The sequence below is a fragment of the Bacillus cereus group sp. MYBK108-1 genome (assembly GCF_051917185.1).
Classification (GTDB): domain Bacteria; phylum Bacillota; class Bacilli; order Bacillales; family Bacillaceae_G; genus Bacillus_A; species Bacillus_A cereus.
The window spans coordinates 32737-50017 of sequence record NZ_JBQAHZ010000006.1; the positions used below are offsets into that span (position 1 = coordinate 32737).

Below are 17281 nucleotides of genomic sequence, written 5' to 3' on the forward strand. Positions count from 1 at the left end.
TGGTGTTTCACCACTTTATTTTGCGTATTCCACTGCACGTGTTTCACGAATAACAGTTACTTTAATATGTCCTGGGTAATCCAGTTCATTTTCAATACGTTTTCGGATATCACGAGCTAAACGATGAGCTTCTAAGTCATCGATTGTATCTGGTTTTACCAAAATACGAACTTCACGTCCTGCTTGAATTGCAAATGACTTTTCAACGCCTTCATAAGACTCTGAAATCTCTTCTAACTTTTCAAGACGACGAATATAGTTTTCAAGTGTTTCACTACGAGCTCCCGGTCTTGCAGCTGATAAAGCATCTGCTGCTGCAACTAAAACTGCAATGATAGAAGTTGGTTCTGTGTCACCATGGTGAGATGCGATACTGTTTATAACTACAGGATGCTCTTTATATTTCGTTGCAAGTTCAACACCAATTTCAACGTGGCTTCCTTCTACTTCATGGTCAATCGCTTTTCCGATATCATGTAATAGACCTGCACGTCTTGCTAGTTTTTCATCCTCGCCAAGCTCTGCCGCCATAAGTCCAGTTAAATATGCAACTTCCATAGAGTGTTTTAAGACGTTTTGACCATAACTTGTACGGTATTTTAAACGACCTAAAATTTTAATTAAATCTGGATGTAATCCATGAACACCCACTTCAAACGTTGTTTGCTCTCCGACTTCGCGAATATACTCGTCCACTTCACGTCTTGATTTTTCGACCATCTCTTCAATACGCGCTGGGTGAATACGTCCGTCCTGTACTAGTTTATCAAGAGCGATACGAGCTGTTTCACGACGAATTGGGTCGAATCCAGAAAGGATTACTGCCTCTGGTGTATCATCGATAATTAAGTCAATACCCGTTAACGTTTCTAACGTACGAATATTACGACCTTCACGCCCGATAATACGTCCCTTCATTTCGTCATTTGGAAGATTTACAACCGAAACGGTTGTTTCAGCAACATGATCAGCTGCACATCTTTGCATTGCAAGAGATAAAATCTCTTTTGCTTTCTTATCCGCTTCTTCTTTCGCGCGAACTTCACTCTCTTTTACCATAACAGCGATTTCATGAGAAACTTCACTTTCTACTTTACCAAGAATAATTGCTTTCGCTTGTTCGCGTGTCAGATTGGAAATGCGCTCTAATTCTGTTTGTTGCTTTTGAACTAACTCTCCCACTTTGCTTTCCAACTCTTCAATCTGTTGTTGTCTCGCTACAAGAGATTCCTCTTTCTTCTCTAACTGTTGCTCGCGTTTATCGAGCGTTTCGTCTTTACGATCAAGGTTCTCTTCTTTTTGCATTAAACGATTTTCTTGTTTTTGTAATTCGCTTCTACGGTCACGAATTTCTAATTCAGCTTCTGTACGAAGTGTATGAATTTCATCCTTTGCTTCTAAAAGCGCTTCTTTCTTAAGTGCTTCAGCATCACGATTCGCTTCGTCTAAAATACGTCTCGCTTCATTAGCCGCACCATTAATCTTCGCTTCAGCAATAGACTTTCGAACAAAAAAGCCAACAACTGCACCGACTGTTGCAAGCAAAATGGAGATGAGTATCCAAACTGTACTCGTCATGATTTCACCTCCCCTTGCTATGAATGAAAAAAGACTGTCGGCATGTACATTGAATTACAACATACAGCAAAGACCGTCGTCCCGCTTTTTTAAGGGACTTTCTTCATTTCACAATTAAAATGTCATATTATTATTTCGGTAAGATTTAAACCTTACTCCGAATATTACTTCTCTTCTTGAGAAGAGTATATTGTATATAAGAAAAAATATACATTCTCATTGTATCTATCGTAATTTTCATTGTCAAGCGTTGTCTACTTTTACTTTCTTTGCCTTCAGCCTTGAATGTGACCTAAATTTTAAAAGTAAGGAGCCTACTATACTGGAAAACCTTAGTAATTCCCATTTCTTTTACTTAAAATATTTATATATCCCTCTTTACACAACGCATTTGAAGTAAAAAAATATTTTTTATCTATAGTATTATGCTCCTTAATAGTAGATAAAAAAATAAAAGACACGAGGCCGTGTCTTTTATTTTTTTAATCAAGAAGAGTTGAATCTTCTGCGCCCTCAGCACCAGAATCTTCACTAATTCCGTGATGCTCACGAATAAAGAAAGCAATTTCTTCTCTTAAATCTGTATTTTCTTTTAAGAACTGCTTCGAATTTTCACGACCTTGTCCTAGGCGTTCTTCATTATAAGAATACCAAGCACCGCTCTTTTGAACGATATCAAGCTCAGAAGCCATATCCAAGATTTCACCTTCTCTTGAAATACCTTCTCCGTACATAATATCAACTTCAGCAACACGGAATGGTGGTGCTACTTTATTTTTCACTACTTTTACTTTTGTTTTATTACCAACGATGTCGTTACCTTGCTTTAATTGCTCCGCACGACGCACTTCAAGACGAACAGTTGAATAGAATTTCAACGCACGACCACCTGGAGTTGTTTCTGGCACTATCTATAGATTTTCCATCTCTATAGTCTGGACTATCTCTTCATCTCTTTACAGAGAGCCTTGCACTTCCAGCAGTAGCCTATCATCTGCCGTACCCTACTCAGTTAACTAAAAGTCCTTTTCGGTAGTCTCTACACCTTCCCCATATCACTATGGAGCTTGGCACGGTATTACCCTAAATAATGGTGGGCTTCACCGTTAGCAACTATATGGATAGTTACACCCTTAGGCAATAAGGTTCACAAGGTTTTTTAACATGCTATCACTAGCAAGGGAAACCCATGGTAAACTCCTTAATCTTTTCGATTAAGCAACTTGTAGTTGATTTCCGAACATAACCCCAACTTTTTCACGAATTTGGTTAATAAAGATTGCAATTGTTTTTGATTTGTTGATTGCTCCTGAAAGCTTACGAAGTGCTTGTGACATTAAACGTGCTTGTAAACCTACGTGTGAGTCACCCATGTCGCCTTCAATCTCTGCTTTCGGTACAAGAGCTGCTACAGAGTCAATTACGATAATGTCAACCGCACCACTTCGTACAAGTGCTTCCGCGATTTCTAATCCTTGCTCCCCTGTATCAGGCTGTGATAATAGTAATTCATCTATGTTAACGCCTAATTTTTGTGCATATACAGGATCCATTGCGTGCTCCGCATCGATGAATGCTGCTTGTCCACCTTGACGTTGTACTTCTGCAATTGCATGTAATGAAACTGTCGTTTTACCTGAACTTTCAGGTCCGTAAATTTCGATAATACGGCCACGTGGATATCCGCCTACCCCTAGTGCCACATCAAGTGCTAAAGAACCACTAGAAACCGTAGAAACTCTACGCTCCGCTTGTTCTCCTAATTTCATAATTGAACCTTTACCGAATTGCTTCTCTATTTGTTTTAACGCCATATCTAACGCTGCTTGACGATCACTCATTCAAAATTCCTCCTTAACTGAATTGCTAATCTTATTATACCTATTTTCAATTCAATTTGCCAACAAAAATCGAACATTTATTCGATTTTTTTATTTTCTATCAAATAACATCTAAATTTAACCGTAAAAAAACTAGAAGAAACTTATATCTCTTCTAGCTTTTTATATAAATGATAAAATCCATATTTTGCTGTTCGTTCTCTAATTTGTTGACGACTTCCGCTTAAATTAAGAGAAAAGACTACAGTTGGTTCATCCTTAATCGAAAGCCCAACAAATACTGTTCCTGGTTCTTTCCGTTCTGAAGCATCTGGCCCTGCTACCCCAGTGAAACTAATTCCAATATCCGCTTTTAGTACATCCTTAACATTTTCAGCAAGATAACGAGCACATTCTTTACTAACTGCACCATCAGTATGCAACACTTCTTCAGGCACACGTAAAACAGATTGCTTCACATCATTATGATAACAAATGACACCGCCTTTAAACACAGAAGAAACACCAGCGTTTTCAGTTACTTGATTTCCAAAAAGACCACCTGTTAAACTTTCTGCACACGCTAAAGTTAACCCTTTTCTCTTCAATAACTCGATTGCCTTATAATGCAAAAATTCTTGGTCATATCCGTAGAAAAATTCTCCTACTCTTTCTAAAATCAAATCTTCCACATGTTGAATTAGTTTCTCCGCTTCGCTAACATTTTGATGCTTAGCGGTTAAACGTAATGTCACTTCTCCATCATTTGCTAACGGGGCAATTGTTGGGTTTGTTTGTCCATCAATTAAATCTTGAACTTTCACCTCTAATTGGGACTCCCCAATACCGAAGAAACGAAGCACACGAGAATAAATGTTTTCTCCTGTTGTAAAATTACGTAAAAAAGGCTCTACGTAACTTACATACATTGGTTTCATTTCTTTTGGCGGCCCTGGTAATAAAATATAAACTTTTCCGTTCTTATTTACCCCCATACCCGGCGCCATACCGTGATCATTTGCAAATACTGTTGCTCCATTTAAAACGAGCGCTTGCTTTTTATTATTCTCCGTAAATTCACGGCCTGTACGCTTAAAGTAATTACTTATTAAGGCTAATGCCTTTTCATCATACACAAGCTCTTCATCTAAACTAGCAGCTATCGTTTCTTTCGTTAAATCATCTTTTGTCGGTCCTAATCCACCTGTAAAAATAAGTATATCAGCACGTTCTTCCGCAGCTTCAATCGCCTTTTGCAATCGCTTATTATTATCACCAACAACAGTATGATAGTACACGTTAATTCCGATTGAAGCTAACTTTTCAGATAAAAACTGGGCATTTGTATTTGCAATTTGTCCAAGTAATAATTCAGTTCCAACCGCAATAATCTCAGCATTCATCCCAATTCCCCCATAAACTTCTATTTTGAGTTTACAAAAGCAGCTCTATTTTTCCAGAAATAATCCCATCCTGAAATAACAGTAAAGATTAATGCAATCCATATGAAGATATCCGCAACTGGAATATGGATTAAATTTAAAGGTACATCGTGTAATAAATATGCTGCAATCGCAATAATTTGTGTCCATGTCTTAATTTTTCCTAGCTGGTTTGCTGCAACTACTTCCCCTGTTCCAGCAAGTACAAGACGTAAACCAGTTACCGCAAACTCACGACTGATAATTACAATAACAATCCAAGCCGGTACATATTGCATCTCTACCAATGTAATAAGTGCTGCCGAAACAAGTAATTTATCAGCTAACGGGTCAAGAAACTTCCCTAAATTCGTTACAAGATTATATTTTCTTGCGTAATGTCCATCAATCCAATCTGTAGCTGAAGCAATGATAAAGATAAGTGCCCCCACTAAATGTTGAATCGGTAAATCAACATCACCAATTTTGTATGAACCCCAATCAAAGGGTGCTAACATAATTACCATAAAAATTGGAATTAAGAAGATTCTAGATATTGTAATTTTATTTGGTAAATTCACAGCTATTCCTCCATCATATCAAAAACATTTGTTCATCGAAAAAAAGTCATCGAAGCGATGACTGTTATTGTGCAGGTTGCTCTATCCCTTGGTTTTTTATCACCAATCTTTGGTGAAGTTCTTTTTCTGGATCCAATGGATAAGCGACCACTTGGCCATTCAGTTTAACTTCAACATTCGTTGCATTTCCAATATTAAGTCGCACTTCTTTTAATGTTGATACATCACGTTTTTCTATTTGGCCCTCTTGTACTGTAGCGTTTAGAATCACATTCCCAGCATCATCTTTAACATCTACATAACTCGCACCTTTACCCGATAATTCCAGTTCTAATGTTTTATTATTATGAATTTCCAAAGTAGATACTTTTCCAGTTGTTCCAACTACTTTCACTTCTTGCTGTCCAGTTGGTTGTGCTGGTTGCTCCTCTTTCTTTGGTTCTTCTTTCTTTGGTTCTTCTTTCTTTGGTTCCTCTTTTTTTGGCTCTTCCGCTTTCACTTCATCTTTCTTCGTATCTAACGGAGAATCTTTCGCTTTTTGAACTTCAATTTTCTCACTTTGAGCGCTCGGAACTTTTTCATCATCTTTTCCAGTTAACGCTTGAAACACAAACCAGATTACCACTCCAACTGCAATTACTAACAGCGCAACTAAGATTTTCGGCATGTGATCTGCAATTGGCCATGATGAAGATTTTTGCATTGTTTCTTGTGTTTTTTGTCCCGTTGATACTTGTGGAACTTCACGCTTTTCAGATTGTGGTATCGTACTCTGATGTTCTACGAGCAGTTCCTCTCCATTTAATCCAACCGCATCTGCGTATTGTTTAATGAATGCACGCGCATAAAAAGCTCCTGGCAATACATCATAATTGCCTTCTTCAATTGCCACTAAATGGCGTTTTTGAATTTTTGTAATCTCATGCAGCTGATCAATAGACAAGCCTTTCGCTTCTCTTGCTTCTTTCAGCTTTTGTCCCAATTCCGTCACTACTAACACCTCAATATTTCTTTAAAAGTCAAACATAGAGAAATTATTTTGCGTACCTTGCTCAATTTCATCTACTAAATTATATTGAATTTCTTCATCATAATCGTTACGCAACTCGATAATATAATCAAAATCATCCAATGTGTATTCTGACTGACTCACAAATACATCAGGATGTTCCACAACTTTCGTTGCAGGCAATCTCATAATTTCACGAACGAGCTGCCAATGTCTTTCGTTAGCACGCTTCGTTGACACAATTCCATCTAGGATGAAAATATTGTCATCGCTATACTCATCTTCAATTAATTGACTACGAACAGTTTGCTTAATAAGAGTAGATGATACAAATAACCACCTTTTATTTGCACAAACACTTGCAGCAACAATGGATTCTGTTTTTCCGACACGAGGCATTCCGCGTATCCCAATTAGTTTATGGCCTTCTTTTTTCATAATTTCTGCCATAAAGTCTACAAGTAAGCCTAATTCATCACGCACAAATCGAAATGTTTTCTTATCATCTGCATCTCGTTGTATGTACCTACCATGTCTAACCGCTAGCTTATCTCTTAGCTTGGGCGGACGATATTTCGTTACCGTTATGTTATCCATCGTATTTAAAATTGATTCAAGTCTAGAGATTTGCTCTTGATTATCACACATAAGAAGTAACCCACGTCGTGCATTATCTACACCATTAATTGTGACAATATTAATGCCGAGCATACCGATTAACGAAGAAACGTCACCAAGCAAGCCAGGTCGGTTTTTATGTATTTCATATTCAAAATACCATTCAATCATCCAAGATCACTCCCCTTGCTTACTTTACACCTACGTACTATATTATATGATTTCACCTTAATAGGGAAGCTAAATGTATAATCTACCCTTTGTAATTATTATACAAAAAAAGTAGAGAGGAGAATCTCCTCTCTACTTTTACTTATGTTGTACGAACTTAACCATTAAATTTGCAATTGTATGTTGCTCCTGTTCATCAGCAACTTTCCAAAGCTCAGCTAATAATTTCTCTTGGTCATTGCGTCCTTCTACCTCATTAGCAAGATAGTCGCCAACACGAAACGCCATATCTGATACCGCACCGCCATCTAAACCTTTGTCTTGCGCTTGCTCTAAACGTTCTCCTAAAAAGCTCTTCCACTGATCAAAATTATCTAATACTGACATAATTAAGCACCTCACTATTGAGTAATAAAATCATCCTTAATTTATGCAACTATTCATTTTTTATGTAAGAATTTTTTAGCAGTGCCAACCGCCATTCACTCCGATAATTTGTCCAGTTATGTAAGACGCTCCTGGTGATACGAGGAATGAAACTGTTTTCGCTACTTCTTCTGGTAATCCTATTCTACCTAATGGTATATCTTCAGCAATTCCCATTTTATCTTCTTCAGAAAAAACACTTAACATTTCCGTTTCAATTGCTCCTGGTGCTACTGCATTCACACGTAATCCACTTAAAGAAACTTCTTTCGCTAAAGCTTTCACATATGAATTTTGTGCCCCTTTTACCATTGAATAAAGCACTTCACAAGAAGCCCCTATTTGTCCCCATATAGATGAAACAATTACAATATTACCACTTCTTCTCCCGATCATAGGCGGAAGTGCCGTAGAAAGTAATTTATATACGTTCTTCACTTGAAGTTCTACCATATAATCCAATTCATCGTTTGTTACATCTGTTACTAGTCCAAAAATACTCTTCCCAGCTGCGTATACAATAACATCAATAGGATGTTCAATTTGTCCCCACAATTGCTCTGCTCCATCACTAGAAGCTAAATTCGCTTGAACAGGGATAACTTCTCCCCATGCCTTCTGCAATTCCAATACCTTTTCTTCACTGTTATTGTAATGAACATAAACTGTATATCCATCTTGAATTAATTGTTTCGAAATAGCAGAGCCAATTCCTCCGCTCCCTCCAGTTACTAACGCATACTTTTTCATAAAGTCCCTCTCTTATCTCTACAAGTTCAATTTTCACATAACTAAATAATACCCTCATCTTACAATTTTTCAATGATAAGATGAGGGTATCTTTTTAATTTTATTTTTTCGGTAACACCTGACAAATACTCATTTTGTCTTCTGATAACAATAATTTCGCTACTTCTTGTAAGTCTTGAACGGTTAGTCCTTCTAATACAGTCAATGCGTCAAATAGGCTAGATTCATTAAACGCGTATCGTGTAAATTGATTTGCAATATATTCTGGTGAATTCAACGAGCGTAAAAAACCACCAATTTTCTTTTTCTTCACTCGTTCTAATGCCGCCGCATCTAATTGATCATAATCTGTTTTTAATAAAATATCTTTTAAACGATTTGCCAATTCATCAGGTTGTTTCGTATCACCGCCAACCATTGCAAAACCGAAGTTATTTTCTTCTGTATAGTCATACGAGAATGAATCATCAATAAGCCCTTCATTATATAAAGTTTCGTAATGAACAGAACTTTTCCCAAATAAATAATCTAAGAGTAACGTAAGCGCAATTTCTTGTTTTAAAAGCGCTTGCCCCTTTTCCTTTAAATTAGTCGCTTTAATACCAACTAAACATTTCGGTGTTTGCACAGGCATTGAAATAATTTTTTTCTTTTCATTTACCTCATTTGGTTCTTCTTCAAATGAACGCACAATTTCTGGCTGGTTTTTATAATCTTTTTTCGCTTGATTTTCACGTACTAAATCCATTGTTTTCTCTGGATCAATTGCACCCACAACAAATAATAACATATTGCTCGGATGATAAAATGTTTCATAACATTCATACAATAAATCTTTCGTAATTTTACTAATAGATTCGATTGTCCCTGCAATATCAATTTTAATTGGGTGTTTTACAAACAAGCTATCAATTAACCCGAAGTACAAACGCCAATCTGGGTTATCTTGATACATTTGAATTTCTTGCCCAATTATCCCCTTCTCTTTTTCAACCGTTTTTTCAGAGAAATAAGGCTCTTGCACGAAGTTTAGCAATGTATTTAAATTTTGTTCTACGTTTGAAGTACATGAAAAAAGGTAAGCTGTTCGTGTAAAGGATGTAAAAGCATTTGCCGATGCTCCTTGTTTACTAAACAATTGGAAAGCATCGTGATCTTCTTTTTCAAATAATTTATGCTCAAGAAAATGTGCAATTCCATCAGGCACACGAATCATTTCTTCTTTCCCTAATGGTACAAATGTATTATCTACAGAACCATATTTCGTCGTAAACGTCGCAAATGTTTTATTAAATCCTTGTTTCGGTAAAACATATACATCTAATCCATTAGGAAGTTTTTCATAATAGAGTGTTTCTTTTAATTGCTCATAAACAATTTTCTCCATTTACTCTCCCTCCGTTCCTTGTAAAAAGTAAATTGTATCTAGTTCAATATTTTTAGCAACTTTTACAATTTCTTCTTTCGTCACACTTTCTATACCTGTAAGCCATTCTTCAACTGGACGTGTACGATCTGAAATAATACCATGATATAGCATTTCTACAAAGCCACGTGGTGTATCAATTGCCTCTAATATTTGATTTTGGATGACACTTTTTGTTTGATGTATTTCTTCTTCAGAAAACTCTCCGTTTTGCATCGCAAGCATTTGTTCTTTAATAATCTCAACTGCTTTTTCATAATTTTTCGCTTCGATTCCTGACATAACAAATAATAAACCTTTATGACTTTCAAAGCGCGATGCTGCATAGTACGCTAAACTATTTTTTTCACGCACATTTACGAATAACTTCGAATGAGAAAAGCCACCAAACAATCCATTGAACAATTGCAATGCAAAATAATCTTCATCTTTATATGTGACAAATGTACGATAACCGATGTGTAATTTACTTTGTTTTAATTCTTGTTTTTCAACAACTTCTTTTTCTTCATTATTTCGTCTATGAAGGAGTACATTTCTTTCTCTCACTGGACGAGTTGAAATAGAAAAATACTTACTTACAAGATCAACGGCGTTTTCTGAAATATCACCAATAATATATAGATCCATTTCATCTTCCGCTAACACCTTTTGATAATATTGATACAAACTTTCATTTGTAATAGACATAACACTCTCTTTTTTTCCATTTGCACTTAAACGATACGGTTCTACTTTGCACATTTCTTCAATTAAACGCTCGTTTGCATAACGCATTTTATCATCATAAGTAGCTTCAATTCTCTGTAACAGTGCTCTTTTTTCACTTTCTACGATAGAAGATAGGAAACCGTTCCCCTCCGTTGCTGGATGTAACACAATATCTGACAACATAGAAAGCGCTTTTTCAAATAACGGTGGTGCATCATGTAAATAAACTTCATTTGCAATGTCTACATAAATGGAGATAATATGGTCTTCCCCTTTTTTACTTACATCTACCGCTAAAGAAGATCCGTATAATTCTTCTAAATATTGACGAAGACGAATTACAGAAGGTAATTTTTCTGTCGCACTTTGCAATACGTATGGCAATAGGGCACGCTCTGTCACCGTCTCCTCATTTAAAGGCGCTTTAAAACGAAATACAAAGGTATTCGTTTTATATTTATCAGTCGGAATAATATGTACGCGCAAACCACCTAACTCATGTAGTTGTTGTTCCATTAGTTTCATTTATAGCCCTCCTTTACGTATATAGGAATATTCCTCTTCAATATACAGTTTTTAGAAATAAAAAATCAACTTTTCTCCCTTATTATGCTTACATATGATTCTTTCTAAAAACTTTAATATGTAAGGAACATAGTAAAATTCCGTATTAAATATATTCTATGTAAAAAAGCCCACACTAATGTGCGAGCTTTTTTATACTTATAAAATACTTATCGTTTTCCTTTTTCATAAGGAGTTCCTAAAGCTTTCGGAGCTTCAGAACGACCTACAAAACCGACAAGCGCTAATATTGTGAATATATATGGTAATATCGTTAATAAAACACTTGGAATTTGATCTAATACAGGGATTGTTCCGCCCGTTACACTTAGAGATTGCGCAAAACCAAAGAATAGAGCTGCACCTAGTGCGCCTAGTGGATTCCACTTTCCAAAAATCATAGCAGCTAAAGCTAAGAAACCTTGTCCTGTAATAGTTGCCCCTGAGAAGTTATTAGAAATTGACATTGCAAAAATCGCTCCACCAATTCCAGCAAACACTCCTGAAATACAGACTCCAATATAGCGCATTTTATATACGTTAATCCCCATCGTATCCGCTGCCATTGGGTGTTCACCAACAGCACGTAGACGAAGACCGAACGGTGTTTTATAAATAACATACCAAACAACGAATGCTAAAATAATGGCAATATATGACGTTATTGGTACGTTCGAGAAAAATATTTTCCCTAAAACCGGAATATCCGAAAGTCCTGGAATATCAATCTTTTCAATACGATACTGAATAAAGTCAGTCTGCCCTTTATCAAAAATCTTCTTAATTGCAAATACTGTTAAACCAAGAGATAAGAAGTTAATGGCTACACCACTTACAACTTGATCTGCTCGGAATGTAATAGAAGCTACCGCATGAAGTAATGCAAATAACCCACTACCAATTGCCGCAAATAGTAACGCAATCCACGGAGTCATCGTTCCCCAAGTATCACCCATTAATAAGTTTGTAACGACTCCAATAAATGCACCAAATAGCATTAGTCCTTCTAATCCGATGTTTACAACACCCGATCGTTCACTAAATACACCACCTAGTGCTGTGAAAATGATAGGTGCCGATGTATATAACGTACCCGTCACAAGAATGGCTAATATATCTAAAAAGCTCATTTATTTCCCCTCCTTGCTCATGCGTGTAAGCGCCCATCTTAACACATAACTACATGCAACAAAGAAGATGATACATGCAATAATTACATTAATAAGCTCTGACGGTACATCTGCCTCAAAGTTCATTTGAGGGGAAGCACTTTTCAAACCACCAAATAATAAAGCTGAAAGGATTATACCAAACGGATTATTCCCTCCAAGTAATGCTACGGCAATCCCATCAAATCCTACTCCTGTAAACGAAGACATCGCTGTCATACTCTGGAATGTCCCTAATCCTTCCATCGCTCCACCAATCCCCGCAAATGCACCAGCAATTGTCATGGAGAATACTACATTACGAGAAACTTTCATACCTGCATATTGAGAAGCATGCTGATTAAATCCTACTGACTTTAATTCGTAACCTAAAGTTGTTCGATCTAATAAGAACCACATTAAAATAGCGATTAAAATTGCTACAATAATTCCCCAGTGTAGACGTGAACCATCAGTAATAGAAGCAAGCCAGTCTGAAGATAGTGAAGCACTCTCTTTAATATCATACGTTTTGTCATTACCCGCATGTAAGAAACGCTTAATGATGTCATACGTTACATACAACGCGATATAGTTCATCATAATAGTTACAATAACTTCATTCACTTGAAACTTCCCTTTTAAGTATCCCGGAATGAAGCCCCAAATTCCGCCTACCAATGCTGCAAATAAAATAGATAATGGAATATGAAGGAAAGCTGGTAGTGAGACTGCATAACCGAACCAAACCGCTGCAAGCCAACCAACTAACAATTGACCCTCTACCCCGATATTAAATAAACCTGTACGAAATGCAAACGCCACCGATAAGCCAGCAAGAATAAGCGGTATCATTGTACGGAGCGTTTCACCAATCGCACTTGCGCTGCCGAACATTCCTGTCCAAAGTGCACTATAACCAACAATTGGATCATAGCCACTAACTAGCATTACAATCGCTCCTACAAGTAAGCCGAAAATAACGGATAGTACTGGGACTAAAATATTTATCGTTCGTTCTGTTAAAAGCTTTTTAGCCATTTGTACCCACCTGCTCCTTCTTTGTTCCTCCAGCCATTAACAATCCAAGCTGTTGTTCATTCGTTTCTTTCGCATCAACTATTGCTACAATTTCCCCTTCATAAATAACAGCAATTCGATCGCTAACATTTAAGATTTCATCTAATTCTAATGATAAAAGTAATACACCTTTTCCTTTATCCCTTTGCTCTATTAATCTCTTATGAATAAATTCAATTGCTCCTACATCTAAACCACGTGTTGGCTGTGCCGCAATTAATAAATCTGGATTTCGGTCTACTTCACGTGCAATAATTGCTTTTTGTTGATTCCCCCCAGATAGAGCGCGTGCTAACGTTTGCTCACCAGGTGTACGCACATCAAACTGTTCAATAAGAGCCTTTGCTTTTTCTGTAATTTTGCTGAAATTTAAAATCCCTTTCTTTGAAAATGGATTTTTATAATACGTTTGCAGAACTATATTATCTCTAACAGAAAAATCAAGAACGAGTCCGTGTTTATGACGATCTTCTGGAATATGACCAATTCCTTCTTCTGTTATTCTTCTAACAGGCCAATTTGTTATTTCTTTTCCTTTAATTGCAATAGAACCTGACTCAACTTTTCGTAAACCAGTAATTGCTTCTATTAATTCACTTTGTCCGTTTCCATCAATCCCTGCAATCCCAACAATTTCCCCCGCACGAACAGTTAAGTCAAGGCCTTTTACAGCAGGTAGTTGACGTGCATCGTGAACAACAAGGTTTGCAATTGAAAGTACCTCTTCTTTTGGCTTCGCGTCTATTTTTTCTGTTTTAAAATTCACTTGACGTCCGACCATTAATTCTGCAAGTTTATTTTCATCCGTATTTGCAACGTCAACCGTTCCAATCCCTTTTCCTTTACGAATAATCGTACAACGATCGCAAACTTCCATAATTTCTTTCAACTTATGTGTAATAAGAACAATAGATTTTCCTTCTTGCACAAGCTTTTTCATAATTTGAATTAGCTCATGAATTTCTTGCGGTGTTAACACAGCTGTTGGTTCATCAAATATTAAAATTTCTGCACCGCGGTAAAGAGTTTTCAAAATCTCAACACGCTGCTGCATACCAACTGAAATATCCTGTATTTTCGCATATGGATCTACAGATAAACCGTATTGTTCAGACAGTTTTTGAATTTCTTTAGCAGCTTCCTCAACAGCAATTTTCCCTTTTTTCTTCGGTTCATTTCCGAGAATAATATTCTCTGTAACTGTAAAATTATGAACAAGCATAAAGTGTTGATGGACCATTCCAATACCAAGGTCATTTGCTATATTCGGATTTGTGATTTTTACAGGTTTACCTTTAATTTTAATTTCACCCTGCTCTGGTTGGTACAAACCAAATAGTACATTCATCAATGTGGATTTCCCTGCACCATTTTCTCCAAGTAAAGCATGTATCTCACCCTGCTTTACTTGCAGCGTAATATCATCATTCGCTACAATGCCTGGGAATACTTTCGTAATGTTATTCATCTCAATTACGTATTCCATTGTGTTCCTCCTTTTAACAGGGAACATTCCCTATTACACTATTAACTTATTAAGCAATTCGGAAGTTTTATACATACAAAGGTTAGTTCTATGAACTAACCTTTGCTATTTCTCTATTTATTTTTTTAGAGAAGTTTCATATTCTTTATACTCTTTATCTGTAGCTGGCACTTTAATTTCACCGGCTGTAATTTTCTTTTCAAGCTCTTCTACTTTTGTTAAAATTTCAGGGTTAACTTTTTTCACGTTATCAGTTGTTTTTGAAATACCAATACCGTCATCTTTTAAGCCAAACTCTTCAATTTTCCCGCCTTTTAAATTCCCATCTTTTGCTTCTTTAGCTACTTTTTCTACTGCTACATCAACACGTTTAATCATTGAAGTTAATGTTACATTTTCAGGCATACCTTCTTGATGTTGGTCACGGTCAACACCGATTACCCAAACATTTTCACCTTTTTTCTTACGGTTTTTCGCTTCTGTGAACACACCGTTACCTGTACCACCAGCAGCATGATAAATTACGTCTACGCCTTGACCATACATTGCTGAAGCAAGAACTGTACCTTTTTCAGGCTTATCGAATGCTTCTGCATATTCAGATACGATTTCAATGTTTGGATTTACTGCCTTTGCACCAGCTTTAAATCCATTTTCAAATTTACTAATTAAATCACTTTTCATTCCACCAACAAATCCTACTTTATTCGATTTTGTTGACATAGCTGCTACCGCACCTACAAGGAATGATCCTTCATGATCTTTAAACGTAATACTCGTTACGTTCGGTGCATCTACAACAGTATCTACGATTGCAAATTGTTGTTTTGAAGATTCTTTTGCTACTTCTTTAATTGCACCTTCTAATTTATAACCAATTCCGAATGTTAAATCATATTTATCTTTTGAGAATTTTTTTAAATTCGGAATATAATCAGCTTCTTTTTCAGACTGAAGGTAACGATAATTTGTCTTTTCTTTTAAACCATTATCTTTACCAAACTTTTGTAACCCTTCCCAAGAAGATTGGTTAAATGACTTATCATCAACGCCCCCAACATCCGTTACGAGACCAACCTTGAAGTCTTTATTGTCTTTCGTGTCTTTCTTGTCACTGCTCGCCTTATCCGAGTTACCACATGCACCTAAAACTGTACTTGCTGCTAAAGTTAATGATAATAAAAGGCCTGCTTTTTTCTTCATACTAGAAACCCCTCCAAAAATGATATATATTTATTTATTCTTACGCTGCTGTTCCTTACTTCTTGCTGTCACCTCCCTAAAAAGGAATTTACCTACATACGCTTTCTTAATACGTGGAAGCTAAATTTATCAGCTCTAAAGTAATTGATAGAATATAAGATTGGCTCATCATTTTGATCATAGTGCATTTGTTTTAATACAAGCAGTGCTGTTTCAGGCTCACATTCTAAAATTGGTGAGATTTTAGGGTGATAGCCAATTGGCTCAATGTGAGCAACCGCATATGTTATGCGCTTATGCGTGTTATTATGTATCACCGTTAATAATGATTCCTCATTGTAACCCGATAAGTCTGGCAATATTTCTTTTGCAAGTTTATCGATACAATACACAACAGGTTCCCCATCTGCTGTACGCACGCGTTCAATCATCACTGCATTAAAACCATCTTCACTATTAAACTTCTCTTTTTCCTCTTCTGTTAAAGTTGTAGTAGATGATGATAAAAAGATTGTTCCTGGTGTTTTCCCCACACTAGAAATCATATCTGTAATACTAGAAAGTTGTTCTATTCCAGAAGAAAATAATGGCTTTGCATTTACAAATGTCCCTACACCATGTCTACGAATGACAACATTTTCTTCTTCTAAAATACGCAACGCTTCCCTTAAAGTCGCTCTACTTACGCCAAGTTCTTTCGCTAAATCAAACTCTGATGGTAACTTTTGTCGTTCTTTATAAGCGCCATCTTTAATTTTTTCTTTGATGTGATCAATCACCCGTAGATATAGGTGACGACTATCAGATTTTACTGACATAAGACTCCCCCGCATTTCAATTATTCGACCTCTGATGTAAGACTTCTTTTCTCTTTTTTCAACTTACAACATAGTACAAATGACTAAACACCAAAATAAGTGTAATTGTCGAATAAATAATAATAATTTTTTAAAATAAAATTTTCACTCTTTATTGCATAAAAAAAACTTTGCACCATAAACATTCCTCATTTCGAGAAAAAGTTCGGCACAAAGATCCTTTACATCCTTTGTTACACACTTTTCCCCTCATAGTCTAGCAATTCATGGTTGCCAGGTAGAAACTTATGGACCTTATCTCCAAGATTATATGAGGCAGTGATTCTTTTCGAAGTAATCTTACCACTTGCTCTCATACGTGTCAACAAAATCTAACATTTTTCTACATTAAATATCGAACATTTACATAAAACATACTCAAAGTATTCGTATTCTAAAGGGCACCCCTAAATGTAAGCCCTTTCTTTATCG

The 17281-nt window shown here is 36.3% G+C and carries 14 protein-coding genes, 2 pseudogenes and 1 riboswitch; all 16 genes and pseudogenes read right to left on the minus strand.

What is annotated here, in order from left to right; genetic code table 11:
- Window positions 1–15: 15 nt before the first annotated feature.
- Window positions 16–1578: a ribonuclease Y gene (rny, locus tag ACTFSL_RS11185; RefSeq protein ID WP_000204911.1), complete on the minus strand. Its 1563-nt coding sequence runs from the start codon at window positions 1576–1578 to the stop codon at window positions 16–18.
- Window positions 1579–2060: 482 nt separating this feature from the next.
- Window positions 2061–2483 (minus strand): annotated as a pseudogene (locus tag ACTFSL_RS11190) (recombinase RecA); the annotation flags it as partial.
- 327 nt (window positions 2484–2810) lie between these two features.
- A pseudogene (gene recA, locus ACTFSL_RS11195) lies at window positions 2811–3419 on the minus strand (recombinase RecA); the annotation flags it as partial.
- Window positions 3420–3562: 143 nt separating this feature from the next.
- A complete protein-coding gene (locus tag ACTFSL_RS11200) occupies window positions 3563–4801 on the minus strand; it encodes a competence/damage-inducible protein A (protein ID WP_135277281.1) in 1239 nt (412 codons plus the stop codon).
- A gap of 20 nt (window positions 4802–4821) precedes the next feature.
- Complete coding sequence (gene pgsA / locus ACTFSL_RS11205; protein WP_001052967.1) at window positions 4822–5400, minus strand: CDP-diacylglycerol--glycerol-3-phosphate 3-phosphatidyltransferase; 579 nt, start codon at window positions 5398–5400, stop codon at window positions 4822–4824.
- 64 nt (window positions 5401–5464) lie between these two features.
- Window positions 5465–6391, minus strand: a complete 927-nt coding sequence (locus tag ACTFSL_RS11210) for a helix-turn-helix domain-containing protein (protein WP_000137459.1) — start codon at window positions 6389–6391, stop codon at window positions 5465–5467.
- Between the two features lie 21 nt (window positions 6392–6412).
- Window positions 6413–7198, minus strand: a complete 786-nt coding sequence (locus ACTFSL_RS11215; protein ID WP_000574107.1) for a DUF3388 domain-containing protein — start codon at window positions 7196–7198, stop codon at window positions 6413–6415.
- 138 nt (window positions 7199–7336) lie between these two features.
- Complete coding sequence (locus ACTFSL_RS11220) at window positions 7337–7585, minus strand: DUF3243 domain-containing protein (protein ID WP_000114450.1); 249 nt, start codon at window positions 7583–7585, stop codon at window positions 7337–7339.
- Window positions 7586–7660: 75 nt separating this feature from the next.
- The gene (gene ymfI, locus ACTFSL_RS11225) at window positions 7661–8374 is read right to left on the minus strand and encodes an elongation factor P 5-aminopentanone reductase (RefSeq protein ID WP_440041740.1); all 714 of its coding nucleotides are present in this window, start codon (window positions 8372–8374) and stop codon (window positions 7661–7663) included.
- Between the two features lie 100 nt (window positions 8375–8474).
- On the minus strand, window positions 8475–9761 hold the full coding sequence (yfmH, locus tag ACTFSL_RS11230; RefSeq protein WP_000411976.1) for an EF-P 5-aminopentanol modification-associated protein YfmH: 1287 nt from the start codon (window positions 9759–9761) through the stop codon (window positions 8475–8477).
- Entirely contained in the window at window positions 9762–11036 is a 1275-nt protein-coding gene (gene yfmF / locus ACTFSL_RS11235) for an EF-P 5-aminopentanol modification-associated protein YfmF (RefSeq protein ID WP_000772418.1), read from the minus strand.
- Between the two features lie 209 nt (window positions 11037–11245).
- Window positions 11246–12205, minus strand: a complete 960-nt coding sequence (locus tag ACTFSL_RS11240) for an ABC transporter permease (protein WP_000008856.1) — start codon at window positions 12203–12205, stop codon at window positions 11246–11248.
- A complete protein-coding gene (locus ACTFSL_RS11245) occupies window positions 12206–13264 on the minus strand; it encodes an ABC transporter permease (RefSeq protein WP_001085254.1) in 1059 nt (352 codons plus the stop codon).
- Window positions 13257–14789 carry an ABC transporter ATP-binding protein gene (locus tag ACTFSL_RS11250; RefSeq protein WP_000456913.1) on the minus strand — a complete coding sequence of 511 codons (1533 nt, stop codon included), beginning with the start codon at window positions 14787–14789 and terminating at the stop codon, window positions 13257–13259. The genes ACTFSL_RS11245 and ACTFSL_RS11250 overlap by 8 nt, the downstream gene beginning before the upstream one ends.
- A gap of 117 nt (window positions 14790–14906) precedes the next feature.
- Window positions 14907–15992: a BMP family lipoprotein gene (locus ACTFSL_RS11255; RefSeq protein WP_440041741.1), complete on the minus strand. Its 1086-nt coding sequence runs from the start codon at window positions 15990–15992 to the stop codon at window positions 14907–14909.
- Between the two features lie 92 nt (window positions 15993–16084).
- Complete coding sequence (locus ACTFSL_RS11260) at window positions 16085–16810, minus strand: GntR family transcriptional regulator (RefSeq protein ID WP_000114182.1); 726 nt, start codon at window positions 16808–16810, stop codon at window positions 16085–16087.
- Window positions 16811–17042: 232 nt separating this feature from the next.
- Window positions 17043–17144, minus strand: a riboswitch (purine riboswitch).
- Window positions 17145–17281: the final 137 nt, after the last annotated feature.

Coding starts and splice junctions, on each gene's coding strand:
- ACTFSL_RS11245 (WP_001085254.1), bottom strand. CDS start 13,264: ATGGCTAAAAAGCTTTTAACAGAACGAACGATAAATATTTTAGTCCCA.
- ACTFSL_RS11255 (WP_440041741.1), bottom strand. CDS start 15,992: ATGAAGAAAAAAGCAGGCCTTTTATTATCATTAACTTTAGCAGCAAGT.
- ACTFSL_RS11200 (WP_135277281.1), bottom strand. CDS start 4,801: ATGAATGCTGAGATTATTGCGGTTGGAACTGAATTATTACTTGGACAA.
- yfmF (WP_000772418.1), bottom strand. CDS start 11,036: ATGAAACTAATGGAACAACAACTACATGAGTTAGGTGGTTTGCGCGTA.
- ymfI (WP_440041740.1), bottom strand. CDS start 8,374: ATGAAAAAGTATGCGTTAGTAACTGGAGGGAGCGGAGGAATTGGCTCT.
- ACTFSL_RS11220 (WP_000114450.1), bottom strand. CDS start 7,585: ATGTCAGTATTAGATAATTTTGATCAGTGGAAGAGCTTTTTAGGAGAA.
- yfmH (WP_000411976.1), bottom strand. CDS start 9,761: ATGGAGAAAATTGTTTATGAGCAATTAAAAGAAACACTCTATTATGAA.
- ACTFSL_RS11215 (WP_000574107.1), bottom strand. CDS start 7,198: ATGATTGAATGGTATTTTGAATATGAAATACATAAAAACCGACCTGGC.
- rny (WP_000204911.1), bottom strand. CDS start 1,578: ATGACGAGTACAGTTTGGATACTCATCTCCATTTTGCTTGCAACAGTC.
- ACTFSL_RS11240 (WP_000008856.1), bottom strand. CDS start 12,205: ATGAGCTTTTTAGATATATTAGCCATTCTTGTGACGGGTACGTTATAT.
- ACTFSL_RS11260 (WP_000114182.1), bottom strand. CDS start 16,810: ATGTCAGTAAAATCTGATAGTCGTCACCTATATCTACGGGTGATTGAT.
- ACTFSL_RS11250 (WP_000456913.1), bottom strand. CDS start 14,789: ATGGAATACGTAATTGAGATGAATAACATTACGAAAGTATTCCCAGGC.